General features: G+C 67.9%; 11 protein-coding genes and 1 tRNA gene. 6 read left to right on the plus strand and 6 right to left on the minus strand.

What is annotated here, in order from left to right; genetic code table 11:
• Nucleotides 1–504: 504 nt before the first annotated feature.
• Nucleotides 505–578 (plus strand) — tRNA-Ile (locus ACWELJ_RS10130).
• Nucleotides 579–849: 271 nt separating this feature from the next.
• Here ACWELJ_RS10130 and ACWELJ_RS10135 read toward each other — a convergent pair.
• On the minus strand, nucleotides 850–3,507 hold the full coding sequence (locus ACWELJ_RS10135) for a Z1 domain-containing protein (RefSeq protein WP_452365839.1): 2,658 nt from the start codon (nucleotides 3,505–3,507) through the stop codon (nucleotides 850–852).
• 265 nt (nucleotides 3,508–3,772) lie between these two features.
• Here ACWELJ_RS10135 and ACWELJ_RS10140 point away from each other — a divergent pair, with 265 nt between their 5' ends.
• Nucleotides 3,773–3,991, plus strand: coding sequence for a hypothetical protein (locus tag ACWELJ_RS10140; protein ID WP_452365840.1), 219 nt, complete (start codon nucleotides 3,773–3,775; stop codon nucleotides 3,989–3,991).
• A gap of 526 nt (nucleotides 3,992–4,517) precedes the next feature.
• On the opposite strand, the gene ACWELJ_RS10145 is transcribed toward ACWELJ_RS10140, so the two are convergent.
• Nucleotides 4,518–5,909: an FAD-binding oxidoreductase gene (locus ACWELJ_RS10145; RefSeq protein ID WP_452365841.1), complete on the minus strand. Its 1,392-nt coding sequence runs from the start codon at nucleotides 5,907–5,909 to the stop codon at nucleotides 4,518–4,520.
• A 174-nt stretch (nucleotides 5,910–6,083) separates the two neighbouring features.
• On the opposite strand from ACWELJ_RS10145, the gene ACWELJ_RS10150 reads away from it, so the two are divergent.
• Together ACWELJ_RS10150 and ACWELJ_RS10155 are read left to right on the plus strand one after the other, a co-directional pair.
• Nucleotides 6,084–7,067: an alpha/beta fold hydrolase gene (locus tag ACWELJ_RS10150; RefSeq protein WP_452365842.1), complete on the plus strand. Its 984-nt coding sequence runs from the start codon at nucleotides 6,084–6,086 to the stop codon at nucleotides 7,065–7,067.
• A 37-nt stretch (nucleotides 7,068–7,104) separates the two neighbouring features.
• Nucleotides 7,105–7,740, plus strand: coding sequence for a TetR/AcrR family transcriptional regulator (locus tag ACWELJ_RS10155; protein ID WP_452365843.1), 636 nt, complete (start codon nucleotides 7,105–7,107; stop codon nucleotides 7,738–7,740).
• A 61-nt stretch (nucleotides 7,741–7,801) separates the two neighbouring features.
• Here ACWELJ_RS10155 and ACWELJ_RS10160 read toward each other — a convergent pair whose 3' ends face one another.
• Nucleotides 7,802–8,581: an alpha/beta fold hydrolase gene (locus ACWELJ_RS10160; protein ID WP_452365844.1), complete on the minus strand. Its 780-nt coding sequence runs from the start codon at nucleotides 8,579–8,581 to the stop codon at nucleotides 7,802–7,804.
• Nucleotides 8,582–8,641: 60 nt separating this feature from the next.
• Between ACWELJ_RS10160 and ACWELJ_RS10165 the strand changes: the two genes are divergently transcribed.
• On the plus strand, nucleotides 8,642–10,408 hold the full coding sequence (locus ACWELJ_RS10165) for a GNAT family N-acetyltransferase (protein WP_452365845.1): 1,767 nt from the start codon (nucleotides 8,642–8,644) through the stop codon (nucleotides 10,406–10,408).
• Between the two features lie 144 nt (nucleotides 10,409–10,552).
• Nucleotides 10,553–11,599 carry an MFS transporter gene (locus ACWELJ_RS10170; RefSeq protein ID WP_452365846.1) on the plus strand — a complete coding sequence of 349 codons (1,047 nt, stop codon included), beginning with the start codon at nucleotides 10,553–10,555 and terminating at the stop codon, nucleotides 11,597–11,599.
• Here the strand turns inward: ACWELJ_RS10170 and ACWELJ_RS10175 are convergent.
• The 3 genes from ACWELJ_RS10175 to ACWELJ_RS10185 are packed head-to-tail and all read right to left on the minus strand — an operon-like array spanning nucleotide 11,548 to nucleotide 15,264.
• On the minus strand, nucleotides 11,548–12,768 hold the full coding sequence (locus ACWELJ_RS10175) for a vWA domain-containing protein (protein ID WP_452365847.1): 1,221 nt from the start codon (nucleotides 12,766–12,768) through the stop codon (nucleotides 11,548–11,550). The two genes, ACWELJ_RS10170 and ACWELJ_RS10175, sit on opposite strands and share 52 nt — an antisense overlap.
• On the minus strand, nucleotides 12,765–13,988 hold the full coding sequence (locus ACWELJ_RS10180) for an AAA family ATPase (protein WP_452365848.1): 1,224 nt from the start codon (nucleotides 13,986–13,988) through the stop codon (nucleotides 12,765–12,767). The genes ACWELJ_RS10175 and ACWELJ_RS10180 overlap by 4 nt, the downstream gene beginning before the upstream one ends.
• A 52-nt stretch (nucleotides 13,989–14,040) precedes the next feature.
• Nucleotides 14,041–15,264, minus strand: a complete 1,224-nt coding sequence (locus ACWELJ_RS10185; protein WP_452365849.1) for a hypothetical protein — start codon at nucleotides 15,262–15,264, stop codon at nucleotides 14,041–14,043.
• Nucleotides 15,265–15,520 lie beyond the last annotated feature (256 nt).

The following is a 15,520-nucleotide window of genomic DNA, read 5'->3' on the forward strand; positions in this document are numbered from 1 at the left end:
CAAGGAGATGCGGCGCGGTTACGGCGAGGGCCGCAGGCTGCCAGACGGGGAGTTCGTCGGTGGCGGGTTTATATGCGGTGGGCGCTGGGGGCCGCATGGGCGACGACAGCGTTCTTTTCGTCGTCCGAACTCAGTCAGAAGCGCGATCGAGTGTCACATGAGGGACGCTGTCTCTCAGTGTTTACGACTGTCATGCGCTACTTGATCATCGGCATTACAGTGCCTTCCACTCACCCCTCAGCGAGCCAGACTGCCTGTACGTGACCTCAGCTGCTGGGTATCAGCGGGCTAGCTGGCTGCCTACTGTCGACTCCTAGCCAGGCTGGTCAACGGTTCGCGGCCGATGAGGCGTTTCGTGGGCGGAGCGGTGTGATCAGGACGTGCACGTGTCCGTATGGTCGGCTGGCCGAGCTGCTCCGGCGGACTGGGTTGGTCGAGCGTCGGTGCCAAGCCCCAGGTTTGGTTTGTCGGACGACCACTGTCTTGCTAGGGTGCCCAAGGCACGCCCCTGTAGCTCAATAGGTTAGAGCCGACGACTCATAATCGTCTGGTTGCCGGTTCGAGCCCGGCCGGGGGCACGTCGAGACCCCGCCTCGCTCGAGACGAGGCTGGAGGCGGGGGACTCGAAGACCAGTGAATTTTGTCGTTTTGGTCGGCTTCGAGCGGGGTTTTCCCAGCTCAGTGCAGTCGCATGCTCGATTGACCTCCTAATCCACTGATCGCGCTCTAGTGGCGACTAGTGGAAGCCCGGCCGACGCGATCCTAGGATCACGGATGCGCAACCGAGCTTTCTTGCCGATAACCGTCGGCAATCCCTGTCGTCGGGACCGAACGTACAGCTGACGGTGATCAGGTGGCGGTCGGGTGAGAGGTCAACGACTGCCGCAGTGACACATGCCGGGCGAGTAACTGCGGAACCTTGTCAGGGGTCAGCGGCTGTCCGCCGTACAGGGTCGTCGACTCGTGGGCCAGTTCGGCACGCAGCGCCTCTTCGTCCTCGCACATTGACTCGAACGTCCGGTAAAGATCGCCCCCTCGGGTGCCCGGTGTGTCCTCGCGGCTGATGTAGAGCCGCACGAGGTCTCGGTAGCCGCGGCGGAAGCCGAACCATCGGCCCATCTGGCTCATCGCGGAGGCGGCAGGGGCGCGGTGGCGGACATACGAGACTGTCAGGCCCTCAATAGTGAAGCTTCGTGTCAGCTTGGGGCCGGCGAGAAGGATTTTCCAGACGGTGCGGCGGTCGAAATCAATGTCGCCGGTGTTGATATCGCTGCCGCTATCGACGATGACGATCGGCTTCTGGTCGGCGCCGACGCGGGCCACGGCGGGGCCGATGTAGGGCATCAATTCGTCGAATGACACGGGCACGGCGTAACCCTCGGCGCGCACTGCCGACACCGGCGCGATATCGGCGTCGAACAGATCACGTAGTCGTTCGTGGCCTCGTGAGCTGGAATAGCCTGCCTGCCACCACAATTTGGCGATTCGTCCGAGGAGTTCGCGGTGGTCCTCGATCCGGTGGGATTCGTGGACGAGCATCGTGTGATGACGAAAGTGGCCCTCGCCCAGTCCATCTCGGTCTTCTCGAAACAGCTTCATGGCGCCGGTCAGCACGAAGGTATCCAGAGCCCGCTCCAGCTGCTGGGTGTCGTCGTCGCGGTCGACATCCACGTCGCGGACATACGCCAGCTCATTGGAATTCGCGACTGTGCGCTCGTGTTGCGAACCGGCAGTTCCAAAGTCGTGGAAGTCACTGGCACCCATGTATCCCTCGGGGCGCGGTAGCGACAGGATGAAGTCTTTGGGAAAGGTCTCTGCGTTGGCCTGCGGATCGATGAAGACCTTCGCGAACGGTGTCGCGGTGTACCCCACGTACTGAGCGCGCGGCAGGATCTCCAGCAGCTGTCCGATCAGGTTGCTGATGGTGCCGGGCTCGGAATCCGAGGCGAGCCGGGCGGTGTCGATCGTGGCTCCATCGGATTCGTCATCGATGATCAGGGCCGGGATCTCGTGGAGGGTCTGGAGGTGGCGCAGGTCGTGTACCAGTTTGGTCAGGATGGTTTTGTTCTTCTTGATCACCATCAGCCGCGCCGCGGAGCGATGCAGATTGCGGTCGTCATAGAGGGGCAGTTCCGGTTGCTGCTTGTCGAACTCGAGGGCGCTGCTTCCTGGTGGCAGTGAGTTGTAGTCACTGTGGCGGGTGGTGAGGCGAACGATGTCGAAGCCGCCGAGAGTCGAGGGCATGCCGCCGAATTCGATGAATTGACCGTGCAACCACGAGGGGTCGTCGCAGTAGTCGGATTCGTATTCGCTCACCCCGCGCAGGATGTTCTCGCGGCCGACGAGATCTTGGTCGAGCCGGCGTTGGGTTTGTTCCCGCAGCAGGTTCCACGCCCCTTCGAGAACGATCACCAGGCGGTACCCGGCGTCCATGGCCTTAGCGATGACACCGGTGAACTGTGAGGTCTTCCCGGACTGGACGTAGCCGACCACCAAGCCCTTGGACTGGTAGGCATGCGGACGCGTCGGATCAGCCAAGCGCTCGACGATGGCGTCAGTGGCCAGATCGAGCCTGTGCACGGCCGTGGTTGGCCAGCCCTTGTTGGCCAGCAGCTCTCGATATCGCGGCCAATACCATGCCCGCTGCAGCTGTGAATGCGGGGTGTACCAGGGCTCGAAGACCGTGTCGATGAGCACTGAACCCAGCGCTTCGGCGATCGGGCAGGCCTCGTTGAACCTCTTGCGCGTTTCCGGGCTCAGCGCCAGCCGATCGTAGAGGTCGGCTCGCCGCTGCTGGGTACGTGGTTCGGACTGCGACCAGGAGGGGTTGTCGCTGAGGTCCCACGTCGCGAGCTGCTTGCGCCAGGCTGCGATCAACGGATCGTCCGGACTGGCCGACTGGAGGAACCATTGCAGATCATTTTCCGTGGCGTATTGCCAGGCTCCGGCGATATCCTCGGCGTGGTAGTCCATTGCGCGTTCCAGGCGTTTGGGCTTGGTCACTGCCATATCGGCAAGTAGCGTGTGGTGCAGTGTCATTCGTATCTGGGTCGCTGTCGCGATCACGAGGTCGCGATGGTCTGCCCGCTCGTTGTGCGGAAGTGGCAGCGCGGATCGTGCCGTCGACGACTTGCTGGGCTCGTGGCGTTGCAGAGCGAGAGACAAGGGATCCGTCGGCTGGTCGCCAACCGCCCATTTCCATGCTTCGCTGCTGGTCACACGAAACCGCTCTGTCAAGTCAATCCGGTCGCCGGATGCGGTGTCGGGCAGCAACAACCCGTTGGGCGACACCTCCAGAGCCAGCGCCAGTGCGACCAGGTCGTCGACATCGACTCGGCGCTGTCCCTTCTCCAGCTTCCCCAGCGTCGACAAGTCGATCGGCCTGCCCAGTTCACCCATCCGTCGTGCGAGCGTGGCGAGTGTGAGTCCTCGCGCCACCCGGAGGTCCTGGACGCGTTGGCTCAACCGAATCCCCGTGGGACCGAGTGCTCCGACCTGCTTCGCCATACACCCACGGTACAGCCTCATCGGCTGGATTCGCCAATTGGCGAAAAGCGCCGTTTCTGGCACTTGACGGTGGCGTGTGCACCGGGAAGGCTGTGTTGGACGGGAACGACCCAGCCGGAGCCCATATGGCAACGGCCCCCGCGGCAACGGGGGCCGTTCTCGTCACTACCAGTGATTGATCGGAAGGACGAGTATGTCAAGGGTAACGGGCCGCGCGCAGCGGTCAAGCGGCAGTTCCGCGAACCACACTCACTCGGCGGGGCCGTTGGTTTCGTCACGCGCACTGGGCATCCTGGTGCCGTCGATGCTGATCGGACTGTGTGCTGGGGTGGGCACCGCCGCAACGGCCGGAATGCCGATTGCCGCACACTACGGGGTGGTCCCCGGGCTGATCGCGGGGTTGGGCTCCGGTGCGGCCAGCGCCGCGCTGGTGAGCCTCGCCGTCGCCCGGCACTTGCATTCACTCGTCGCCGCGGCCGTGTGATCAGAGTGTCGCGAAGCTGAGCCTCAGCGGTCACGCTAGCGCTGGTGTGACCGCTGAGGCTCAGCTATGAGGCTCGAGCTCAGCCGGGGAGGCACGTTGGTATCCCGCCTGCTGTGGACACGGCCGCGTGCCGGAGATCTGAAGACCAACGAATTTTGTCGTTCTGGTTGGCCGCCAGCGGGTTTTTGCCAGGTCAGCACAGCGGCAAGCCTGATTGATCTCATAATCCATTGGTCGCGATCCATTGGTCGCGGGTTCGAGCCCCGCCCGCCCCACGTACCCCCTATGAGCAGGGGGTTTCACTGGTTCTGGAGATCCTGCCCGAGCGGCGCGCCGGTGGGCGCACCAGGTTTGTCAGTAGTCATGAACGCGCGTTGATCCTGACGCATCAACGGTATTCAGGTCATGAAGTAGGTCGGAGCTCGGCCATTTCGATGGATATTCCGACATGATGGTGATCGTCTGCCTCGGCTCGGAACGTGATCGGGATGGTGAGCCGGCCACTGAGGAGACTGGGTCGGCGTACTTACCGGAAGATCTTGCCGGGGTTGAGAATCCCGTCGGGGTCCAGCGCGGTCTTGACCGCGCGGTGCATGTCGAGGACCGCGGGGGACAGCTCCTGCCGGAGGCCGGACATCTTCAACAGTCCAACGCCGTGCTCGCCGGTGACCGTGCCGCCGAATTCCAGCCCCGCCGTGATGATGTCGTCGAACGCGGCCTGCGCGCGGATGCGCTGCGCGTCGTCGCCGGGTGGGACGATCAGCAGCGGGTGCAGGTTGCCGTCGCCGGCATGCGCTATGTTCGCGATGACCACGTCATGCGTGTCGCCGATCTGTTCGATCCGCGCCAGCATGTCCGGAACGTGCTTCTTCGGTACGCAGATGTCCTCGGTCAGCACCGGGCCGAGGCGCTCCATCGCCGGGTAGGCGAGGCGTCGCGCTGCGAACAACGTGTCGGCCTCGGTCTGATCGGTGGACGCCGCCGCCCACGTCGCGCCGCCGTCGGTGAAGGACCGCACCATCCGTTCGGCTTCGTCGTCACCGACGGCGCCGGGGGTGTCGATGCGGCCGAGCAGCACCACGTTCGCCTCGGCCGAGATGCCCATGTGCTTCCAGTCATCGACGGCCTGCAGGCACCTTCTGTCGACGAGCTCCAGCGCGGACGGCGTCAATCCCGCGTCGGCGACGGCCCGGATGGCCTTTCCAGCATCGACCAGGGAGTCGAAGTAGCCGACGATCGTCCGCTGCTGTTCCGGTAGCGGACGCAGCTTCACGGTGATCTCCGTGATGATGCCGAGCGTGCCCTCGGATCCGACCATCAGCCCGGCGAGGTCATATCCGGCAACGCCTTTCGCGGTCTGCCGACCCAACCGAACCAGCTCGCCGGTACCGGTGACGACCTCGACACCGAGGACATAGTCGCGGGTGACGCCGTATTTGACGCAGCAGATGCCGCCGGCGTTGGTCGCGACGTTGCCGCCGATGGTCGACCACGGCGAACTGGCCGGATCCGGCGGATACCAGAGCCCCTCGGTAGCGCACTCCGCCCGCAGGTCGTCGTTGACGACGCCCGGCTCGACGACCGCGATCCGCTCGAGCCGGTCGATCCGCTTGACCGCCGTCATCTGCTCCAGCGATACGATCACGCATCCCGGCACGGCGTTGGCGCCGCCCGAGAGTCCGGTTCCCGCGCCACGCGGTACGACGGGAATGCCGTGCAGCCGGCAGTACCGGACCAGCGCCTGGACCTCGGTCGCCGATCGAGCGCGCAGCACCGCGAGGGCATCGTGGTAGGGCGCCCACGCCGCCTCGTCGTGCTGGTATCGGTCGACGATGTCGGGGTCGGTGACGAAGCGATCCTCGGGGATCTCGTCGCCCAGCGCGGCGATCAGATCCGGCCCATCGACGGGTGCGCTCATGCCAGCACCCTAAGCCGCGCAGGACACCCGGTCGGGGCGTCGAGTCGAAGTTCATCCGTTGAGTGGGACGGTCGCTTCCGGCCGTCACTTCTCGATCGAATGATCAAGAAGCTGAGTTGAACCGTCAAATCGTAGGTTTCCCACGTGGCCTCGAATCTGCAAAGGCGATTGCGAATGTCTGACGTATTCCTCCCGGAACCGCGGTTCGTCGACACCGACGGGGCCTGCCTCGCGGTTTTCGAGGCGGTGCCGGAGAAGATCACCCGCGACGTGTGTGTCGTTCTCTGCCATGGCTTTCCGGAGCTGGCGGCCTCGTGGCGGCACCAGCTGCAACCCATCGCGGACGCCGGGTTCCACGTCCTGGCACCCGATATGCGTGGGTATGGTCAGTCGACCGGGCCGGAGGATCCCCGCGAGTACAGCATCGCCGAAACCACGGCGGATGTGGCGGCGCTGATCAAGGACGCCGGTTATGAGAAGGCCGTCGTGGTCGGTCACGACTTCGGCGGCATGGTGTCGTGGTCGATGCCGTACCTGCGGCCCGATTCGGTCGCCGGCGTGATCACGCTGAACACCCCGTTCGGGTTCTCCGAGCACAATCCGATCGAGCTCTACGAGCAGGTGTACGGACCGCGAAACTACGTGGCGTACTTCCAGACACAGGAGTGCGAGGATCTGCTCGACAAGGACCCCGCGGCCACGTTCCGGTTCTTCATGCGCCGCGACACCGGCGACGGCACCAACCTGTCGCGCTCCGGACAGCACGACCCGGAGTCGATGTCCTACATCCACTGGCTGCACGATGACGAGTCGACGTGGCCGGGCGAGGTCGTCATGAGCCCGGAGGAGCTGCAATACTACGCGAATGCGTACGCGCGCAGCGGTTTCCGCGGCGGCCTGAACTGGTACCGGAGCATCCTCCGGAACTGGGAAGTGCATACCGAGCGTTTCCCGGACGGCGTGCCGCAGGTGGACGTGCCCGCGCTGATGATCGCGGCACGTCGCGACCCGATCTGCCACCCGATGCTCAGCAACAACCTGCTGCAGTACTTCGAGACGTTCGAGCGCCGGATCATCGACACCGGCCACTGGACGCAGCTGGAGGATCCGGACACCACGACCGCGATGATCGTCGAATGGCTCGACCGCCATTTCTGAGCGGGCCCGTCCGATCGGGGCGGGTAGCCTGGCCGGCATGAATCGCGTGCTGCCGAACCGGCAGGGTGATGCCACCCGGGCGCGCCTGATCCGCACCGCGGAAAAGCTCTTCGCCGACAACGGCGTCGACGCCGTGTCGGTCCGCGCGATCAATGCCGCCGCCGGACAGGGCGCTGCTGCGGTGAACTACCACTTCGGCACCAAGGAAGACCTGCTGTCCGCGGTGCTGCTGGACCTGGGTTCCGCAGTGATGGAGTCGATTTCGCAGCGGATCGATCGCCTCGAGGCCGGCCCCGCGCCCGACCTCGAGGCGGTCGTGCGGGCGCTGACCGATCCGTACCTGGAATTGCTACTCGCACATCGGGTTCGGGGTATCCGCTGGACCAAGATCGTCGTGCACGTGTCCCGCGACTACACCCGGCCGGCGATCGCCGACACCCCGCAGGACGAGCTTGCCCAGCGGCTGCGAGCCCAGCTCGGCCGCGCGCTGCCCGATACGCCCGGCGAACGGATCGCGCAGCGCTGGCCGATCGCGGTGATGAGTTTTCTGCAGTCGCTCAGCCGCGTGGATCTGTGGTCCAGCAGCCCGAAGATGAGCGATGTGGAGCTCATCGACTTCTACGAGGACCTGGTCTCCTTTCTCATCGGCGGTGCCGAACGCATGCTTCGCTGACCGGCCGATCGGCGATTGTGCGTGTCCGATCGTTCGATGGGCGCGGACCGGGGCGTGGTGCCTATCCGTGTCGTGCTACGTCCTCGCACAGGATGCTCGGCCAGCGTGCGAGATCGGCCGGTGTGTGCGCCACTGCCAGGGTGGCCTTCGGCAGCAGGTCCACCAGCGCCTCGGCGGTCGACACCGGATGGGCGGGGTCGTCGATCCAGGCCAACACCGTGGTCGGCACGTCGATCGCGGCGATCGCCTCGGGGGCGGGCAGGTCGCTCATCGCTGCCCCGCGGAACAGTGCGGGCAGGAGGTGCTCGAGGACATCCGGCACGGTTTCCGGCGTTCCGACGGTGGCCGGCGGGCGAGGCGCGGCGAGATCGGCGCCGAGGAAGGCGTCGAGTCCCTGCTCCTCGATCAGGCGGGCGTTCTTCCGGTAGATCTCGGCCTTCGCGGCGCGGGTGCGCCAGGCGGTCGCGGGCACCAGCAGGGTGAGGCCGGCGAATCGGCCGGGATCGCGGACAGCGGCATGGAGCAGTGTCCCGGTGCCCATCGAAGGACCGACGCCGTGCACCTGTTCGCCGGGGAACCAGTGGTCGAGCAGGTTCAGCAGGTCTTCGGCCAGAACCGGCCACCGATAGTCCTCGGGGACGGCGCGACCCGTCGAGTGGCCGTGGCCGCGCGCGTCGTACCGCAGCAGTCGGGTTCCGCTGAGTCCGCGGCCGAGATCGAGGTCCATCAGGCGGTCGCGGTGGCGGCTGGAGGTGAGACCGTGGAGTTGGACGACGGGGTGGCCGCCCTCGTCGCTCAGTTCCACGTCGAGGTCGGCGCCGGGAACGTGGAAGGTCGGCACGGAGGCTCCAGGGTGCTGGTGAGACGGCGATCGCTCGGGAAGGAAGCCTAGGATACCGTCATGCGGCTGACCAACGTCGCGCACTTGCGCCTGCCGTTCGGCCGCCTGCTGGGCTTCGATGTGACCGCGGGGCGGGTGGGCCGGTCACTTCCCGTGTCCTTCGACCAGCGCCGCCACGTCGGCGCCGGCGACCGGGCGGGATCCTGGATGGCGTTGTCCTTCAGGCTCTCCGCGCCGGTACCGCTCGACGAGCTCGCGACCGCCTGGCTGGCGGTGATCGAGCGGCACGGCACGCTGCGGTCGGTCTTCGTGCCGGGCGAGGACGGCGATCCTCGGCTGCACGAGGTCGATATCCGCCCCGGCGGCTGGGTCGAGCATGTGATCGCTCCGGGCCAGGCGGTCAACGATGCGCTTCGTGCCGTGCTCGACCATGCTTGTTCACCGTACAGTCGTCCGTCGTACCGGCTCTGCGTGCTCGAGACCGCGGTGGGGCCGACGGTGGTGCTCGCCGCCGACCACGCGCACGTCGACATGTGGTCGATGCTGGTGATCGTGCGGGACCTGCTCACCGCGCTGGCCGCGGTGCAGCAGGGTCGGGCACCGTCGTTGCCGCCCGCCCCCGCCTTCGCGGAGCACACCCGCGTGCTGCGGGACCGCCCGCCGGCACCCGACGAGGTGCACCGCCGCTGGGCTGAGGTGCTGGCGGGCAGCGGCGATGTGATGCCACGGTTCCCGCTGCCGCTGGGTGAGGCGACGTTGCAGGAGGAGCGCGTGGAGGTGCGCGATGTCCTCGACGTCGACGACAGCGCCGCGTTCTCGGCGCAGGCCCGCGACGACGGCGTCTCGACCTTGGCGCTGGTGGTGGGGGCGATGACCGAGGTGACCCACGAGTTGGCGGGCACCGCACTGCGGGCGGTGTTTCCGGTGCACAGTCGGTACGACACCATCTGGCACGACTCGGTGGGGTGGTTCATCACCAACTCGGTGCTCGAGTCGGCCGACCCCGATCCCCGTGCCAGCGCGGAGGCGGTGAAGGAGGCCGTCCGGATGGGGTCCTGGCCACTGGAGGACATCCTGCGTCCGTGGGGCGGGATGCCGGAGGCGCCGGGGATGTTCGCGATTTCGTGGCTGGACCTGCGTCGGCTGCCGGTGCGCGTCGACGCGACCGGATTGGAGGCGCAGTACGTCGGCGCGACGATTCGGACCGACGGCGTGATGCTCTGGTTCATCCTCGACGAGGCGGGTCTGCATCTGCGCTGCCGATATCCGGACACTCTCGAAGCCCGGCGGCACGTCGGCGCCTGGCTGGACACACTGATCGCCCGACTGCGGTCACGGGCACGGGCTTCGGTCGGTGGCCGGCTCCGACTCGGCGACCGGATCTATCGTGTGCAGCGGGCGGAGCGTGCCGATGTGCCGGAGCTGGTCGCGCTGCTCTCAGACGACGAGATCGGCCGTGCCCGTGAAGGTTTCGACGTCGCCCGCTACGAGGAGGCGTACGACGCCGTCACCGGGGACCCGTCGCACTATCTGGCCGTGGTCCGGGACGAGGGCGACCGGATCGTCGGCACCATGCAGCTCACCATCATTCCGGGGCTGTCCCGCGGCGGCGCCACCCGCCTGCAGATCGAGGGAGTCCGGGTCGCCGCCTCGGAACGCTCACGCGGCATCGGAACCGCGATGCTCGAGTGGGCACACGACCACGGCAGGCACCGAGGCGCGACCCTCGCGCAGGTCACCACGGACCGGGCGCGCGAGCGGGCTCATGCCTTTTATGCGCGGCTCGGGTACGACAACAGTCACGTCGGGCTGAAGCGGGCGCTCTGACCGACTCTCGCGGCGTTCCGGATCGACGCCGTGCCGTGGACGGCGAGGTCGCAACCCGCTTCATCTGACTTGATCGAAAGATAGTCAGCCCCTACGGTATCTAACTATGGTTGAATCAAGTCAGGCAGTGTCTACTGCCCCCGGTTGCCGGCGGAGCGGCGCGCGGGGGCGGTGAAGATCTGGGCCACGTCGACCTCTCTGGCCGCCGCGATCGGGCCGGTGATCGGGGGTGCGCTGGTGAAGGTGGCGTGGCAGTGGGTGTTTCTGGTCAATGTGCCGGTCGGTGTGATCGCGGTGGCCGGTGCGGTGGCGCTGTTGCCGGAGACCAAAGGCGAGACGGCGGAGCGGATTCCGGATCTGCTCGGGGCGCTCATCCTCGCGGTCGGGCTCGGCGCGCTGGCGTTGGCGCTGGTGAAGGGGCAGGAGTGGGGTTGGGCGGGGAGTCCCACGCTCATCGCGTTCGCGGCCGCCGCGGTCGCCGCGGCGCTGGTGATCGGCCGGGTACTCACCCATGCCTCGCCCATCGTCGATCCCGCGCTGTTGCGGGTTCGAACGTTCTTCTGGGCCAATGTGACCGCGCTGTTGTTCTGTGTCGCCTTCGGTGCGGTGCTGCCCAGCGTCGTGCTGCGGCTCGAGACCGGCGCCGGTTACAGTGCCCTGGCCACCGGGCTGGCGGTGGCGCCCGGTCCACTGATGGTGCCCGTGTTCGCCGCGGTCGGGCAGCGCTTGGCCAAGCGTGGCTGGGCGGCCGGTCGTATTGTGGCCCTGGGTAACTCGATGGTCTTCCTGGGTGCGGTGGTCTTGGCTCTCGGCGCCCGGACCGAGGTGGACTACCTCACCCAGGTGCTGCCCGGCTGGCTGATCGTCGGTGTGGGCGTGGGCTTCTCGCTGCCCAGCCTGTTGGCGTCCGCCACGGTGGATCTGCCACCCGCTCGCGTCTCCACCGGCAGCGGCATCGTGAACACCAGCCGGCAGCTCGGCTATGTCCTCGGTGTCGCGATGCTGGTGGCATTGCTCGGCACGCTCACCGCCTCCGGGGACGACGCGTTGAACGGGTTCCGGCACTCGTGGTGGACGATCGCGGCGGTGGCGCTGCTGAGCGTCTTCACCGCGCTCGGGATCACGGGCCGAGCGCAGCCTCAGCCGATTTCGACGACACGGGCCCAGGATGGGGGCGGATCCGGGACGTAGCCCGAATCGTCATCGGTCGGGGTGGAGGGCCGGCGAAAGAGGCCGATCACGGTTCGGGCGGAGGGGCGGTGTTTGGGCCAGGGGGTTTGGCCGTCGGTGAGGACCACCACGACGTCCGGGCGGGGTTGGGCGCGTAGGGCTTTGGTGAAACCGGCGCAGAGGTCGGTGCCTCCGCCGCCGATCAGGGGGATGCTCTCGGCTTGGCAGAAGGGGCCGGCGATGTGGGCCGCGGCGTCGCAGGAGATGACGGTGAGGAGGTCTTTGCGGCCGGCGAGGGCTCGAGCTATGGCGGCGGTTTCGACGAGGGCCGTGCCCAGTTCGGTGTCGCTCACCGACCCCGAGGTGTCGATGATGACGGTGACGTGGGGCGGGGTGCGGCGGAGGGTCGGGAGGATGGTGCGGGGGAGGGCGGTGGCGCGGCGGGACGGCCGCGAATAGGTGTGGGTTTCGCCGAGGCCCGGGGTGGACGCCGCGGAGCGCAGAGCCGCGCCGAGCAGATCTCGCCAGGGTTGCGGCGGGTGGAGGGCTTGGTCGGCCCAGCGGCGCCAGCCGTCCGGAGCGTTGCCGGGCCGGCCGACGATGCCTTGGGCCACCAGGAATGTGACGGCGTCGCGCTGCTGGTCGGTGAGGGTGTCGGCGCCGTCGGGGCCCAGATCCCAGTCGCGGTCGAGGCCGTCGGCGCCGCTGCCGCAGTCGAGCCAGGCCAGGTGCTGGGTGGTGACGGTGAGGCGGAATTGGTGGAGGTAGTCCTCCATGAGTTCGCCCGAGGCGAGGCCGAGGGTGGCGGGGGTGACCGCGTCCTCGGGGTGGATCAGGCCGTCGCCGAAGGCGTCGTCGTTGATCTCGGCGTCGGCGGCGATGTTCATGCGGAGGCGTTCGGCGGGGCCGGACAGGTTGTGGGCCTGGGCGAAACGTTCGCTGCGACCGTGGTGGTCGCGGAGCAGGTGGGAAACCTCGTGCACGAGAATCGAAGCCAGGTTCTCGACGGGGGTGTGGTCGACGAACGCGGGGGAGACGTAGCAGCGCCAATAGCGGTCGACGGCCATGGTGGGGACGCGCCGGGATTCGACGATGTTCAGGGCGTAGAGGGCGGTGGCCAGGTAGGGGCGGGCGCGGACGGCCAGCAGGCGTGCGGCGAAGAGCTTCTCGGAGTCCAGGATCGGGGTCATCGGCCCACCTGCGCGGTGATGCGGGCGGCGGCGCGGTCCGCGCCCTGGGCGACCGAGACGAGGCCGGTGAGCCGCTCGATCGACGCTGGGACGTCCCAGGTTTCGTGGCGCAAGGTCGCGAGGGTGGTGGCGGGGACGACGACCAGGTCGGGCGCCCCGGTTTCGGCGGCCTTCGCCAGCAGCGCCCAGGCGGCGTCCCAGCGGGCCTTGGTGCGGCGGTTGCGCACGGCCGCCACCACGGCGTCGAGCGCCGCCTGACGCAGGTCGCCGCGGGTGGGCAGGTCGGCGGCGCCGGGATCGGCGAGCAGCAGCTCGGGGTCGGGGAGATCCATGCGGTCGATGCTGGTGAGCAGTTCGAAGCCGGGGCCGTCGCCGACCGCGCCGCGGATCAGCAGGGACAGCACGTCGCGGCTCGCGCCCGCCGCGGTGGCGAAGGCGATGAGCCGCACCGTCATCTCCCAGCTGCGCGGGGACGGCCAGGCGCCGCCGCGGCGGGCCTCGCTGCTGGGCAGCTGATGCACCAGCTTCGGGCGGCCCGCGAGCAGGCCGCACACCGCGTTCCGGGCGAAATCCACTGCCTCCGGCAATCTTTCGGGATCGAGAGTGGGCAGCGTCGCGTGCGGCCAGGTGCCGCCGAGACCCCGCACCACCACCTCGTGATCGTGCACCCAGTTCAGGTGCACGAAACGGTTGGCCAGCGGCGGGCTCAACTCCCAGCCGTCGGCCGCCGAGGAACGCGGGTTGGCGGCGGCCACGATGCGGACATCCGGCGGCAGTCGCAGCGTGCCGATCCGGCGTTCCAGCACCAGGCGGAGCAGGGCCGCCTGCACGGCGGGCGGCGCGGTGGACAGCTCGTCGAGGAACAGCAGGCCGCGCCCGGCGCGCACCAGGCGGACGGCCCACTCCGGCGGGGCCATCGGGACACCGTGGGTCGCGGGATCGTCGCCGATGATCGGCAGCCCGGAGAAGTCCGACGGCTCGTGCACGCTGGCGATCACCGTGGTGAGCGGCAGGTCCAGGGCCTGCGAGAGTTGGGTCAGGGCAGCGGTTTTGCCGATGCCCGGCTCACCCCACAGCAGCACCGGCAGGTCGGCGGCCACGGCCAGGGTGAGGGCTTCGAGCTGGAGATTGGGCCGGGGTTCGGTGGCGACATCGCCCAGCAGGGTCAGCAGGTCGCCCGCGATGGCGAGCTGGGAGTCGGAGTGGGTTTCGGAAGACATGGGTGCATCACCTCGGGAGTTCGGAGGAATGGGGAGCGCGACGGTCGCGGGATCAGCGGGACGTCGCGTTGCGCGGATGGGCCCGGTGCTTCGGCCGGGGAATGCAAGGGAAGGGCTTGGTCAGCCCGGATCGGAACAGGCCGTAGGTGATCCGCTGCCGTGCGGCCGCCTCCAGCTCGTCGCGCAGTGCGCCGTCGCGCAGCGACGCGCCGGGACCGAGGGCACGCTCGACAACGGTGAGCGCACCGGCGGTATCGCCGTGCATCAACCGTTCCCGGACGTCGGACAGCCAGTCCGGTCGCCGGTGGGCCCGGTCGATCGCCTGGAGGCAGGGCAGCGGGGTACCGGTCAGAGCGACCAGCAGTTCTTCGCGCCGGATCTCCGCGGCATCGTGATCCAGGGCAGCCAATTGCCCGTCCACCAGGGCGATCCGATGCACCTCGCCACGGCACTGAACGAGCTGGGATCGCCCGTCCTGGACTGTGCCAGAGGAGGTTTCGGCCTTCGAATAGCCCGGATCCAGTGCCGAGGCGACCAGCGGATGCAGCCGATCGGCGGTGATCGCGCCCGCGCGCATCAACTCCAGATCGGGCAGCACCCAGGTCGCGGCGTCCGGCAGCACCGGTAGTCCGGACATCTCGCCACGCGGATATCGCTCGGCGATCCGGGGTGGATCGCCTGGGTGTGAGGACAATTCGAGGACGATCCGCCGCCGCACCCCGGCCCGAACGAGAACCCGACCGGCCGCGTGCCCTTCGGCGCGCAGCAGGATCCTCGCCTCGTCGGCCCACCGGCCCACCGCGGCACCTGGCGGGGCCGCGTCGGCCGGCTGGGCCCCCACGTCGCCGACGGAATCGAATCGCGTTGCTCCGGAACGTATTCGAAGCTCATCGGCGCGACGTGAATCCCACAGGTGGCGATGCAGATCCAGCCGATACCGCCGGTCGGGCCGGGGATGCGGATGCAATGTGCCGACATCCCTGTCGCCGGAACCGTCCCACAACGCGAGGCTCACCCGCTGACCGGAATCCGCCCACACGGGAGCGGTCCGCACCACGAGATGAACCGAACCGGCGCTGCCGCAATCGCTTCCGTGCTCGGCGTCGTGGTACCGGGCCAGCGACACGGTCAGCCCGGGCCGCAGCAATCCGTCCGGAGCGACTCGCGGCAGATGCCACCGCAGCAGATCCGGTGCCAGACTTCGCAGATCGTCTCGAACCCGCGCGGCCAGCTCCCGCCCGTGCACGCGGGCCACCGCTCGCGGATCGATATCCACATCGAAACCCGCTGCGGCACAAGCCCCAGCCCAATCCCCGGCACGACGCCGAGCGGTAGCGGTCTCGATCATGGAGGGCGGCACGGCGAATTCCCGCACGCGCAGCCAGAATGAATGTCGGGAAGCTATCCCGTTCGCGGTCGATGGGTGCATCAGCACTCACCAGAAGCGAACGAGACCCCCAATCCTTGCTCAGAATGAGTAGTCATCGTGCCGATCATAACGCCCCGCCCCGATCCGGGCCACCCGGGACGGA

The organism is Nocardia sp. NPDC004582 (assembly GCF_053602115.1).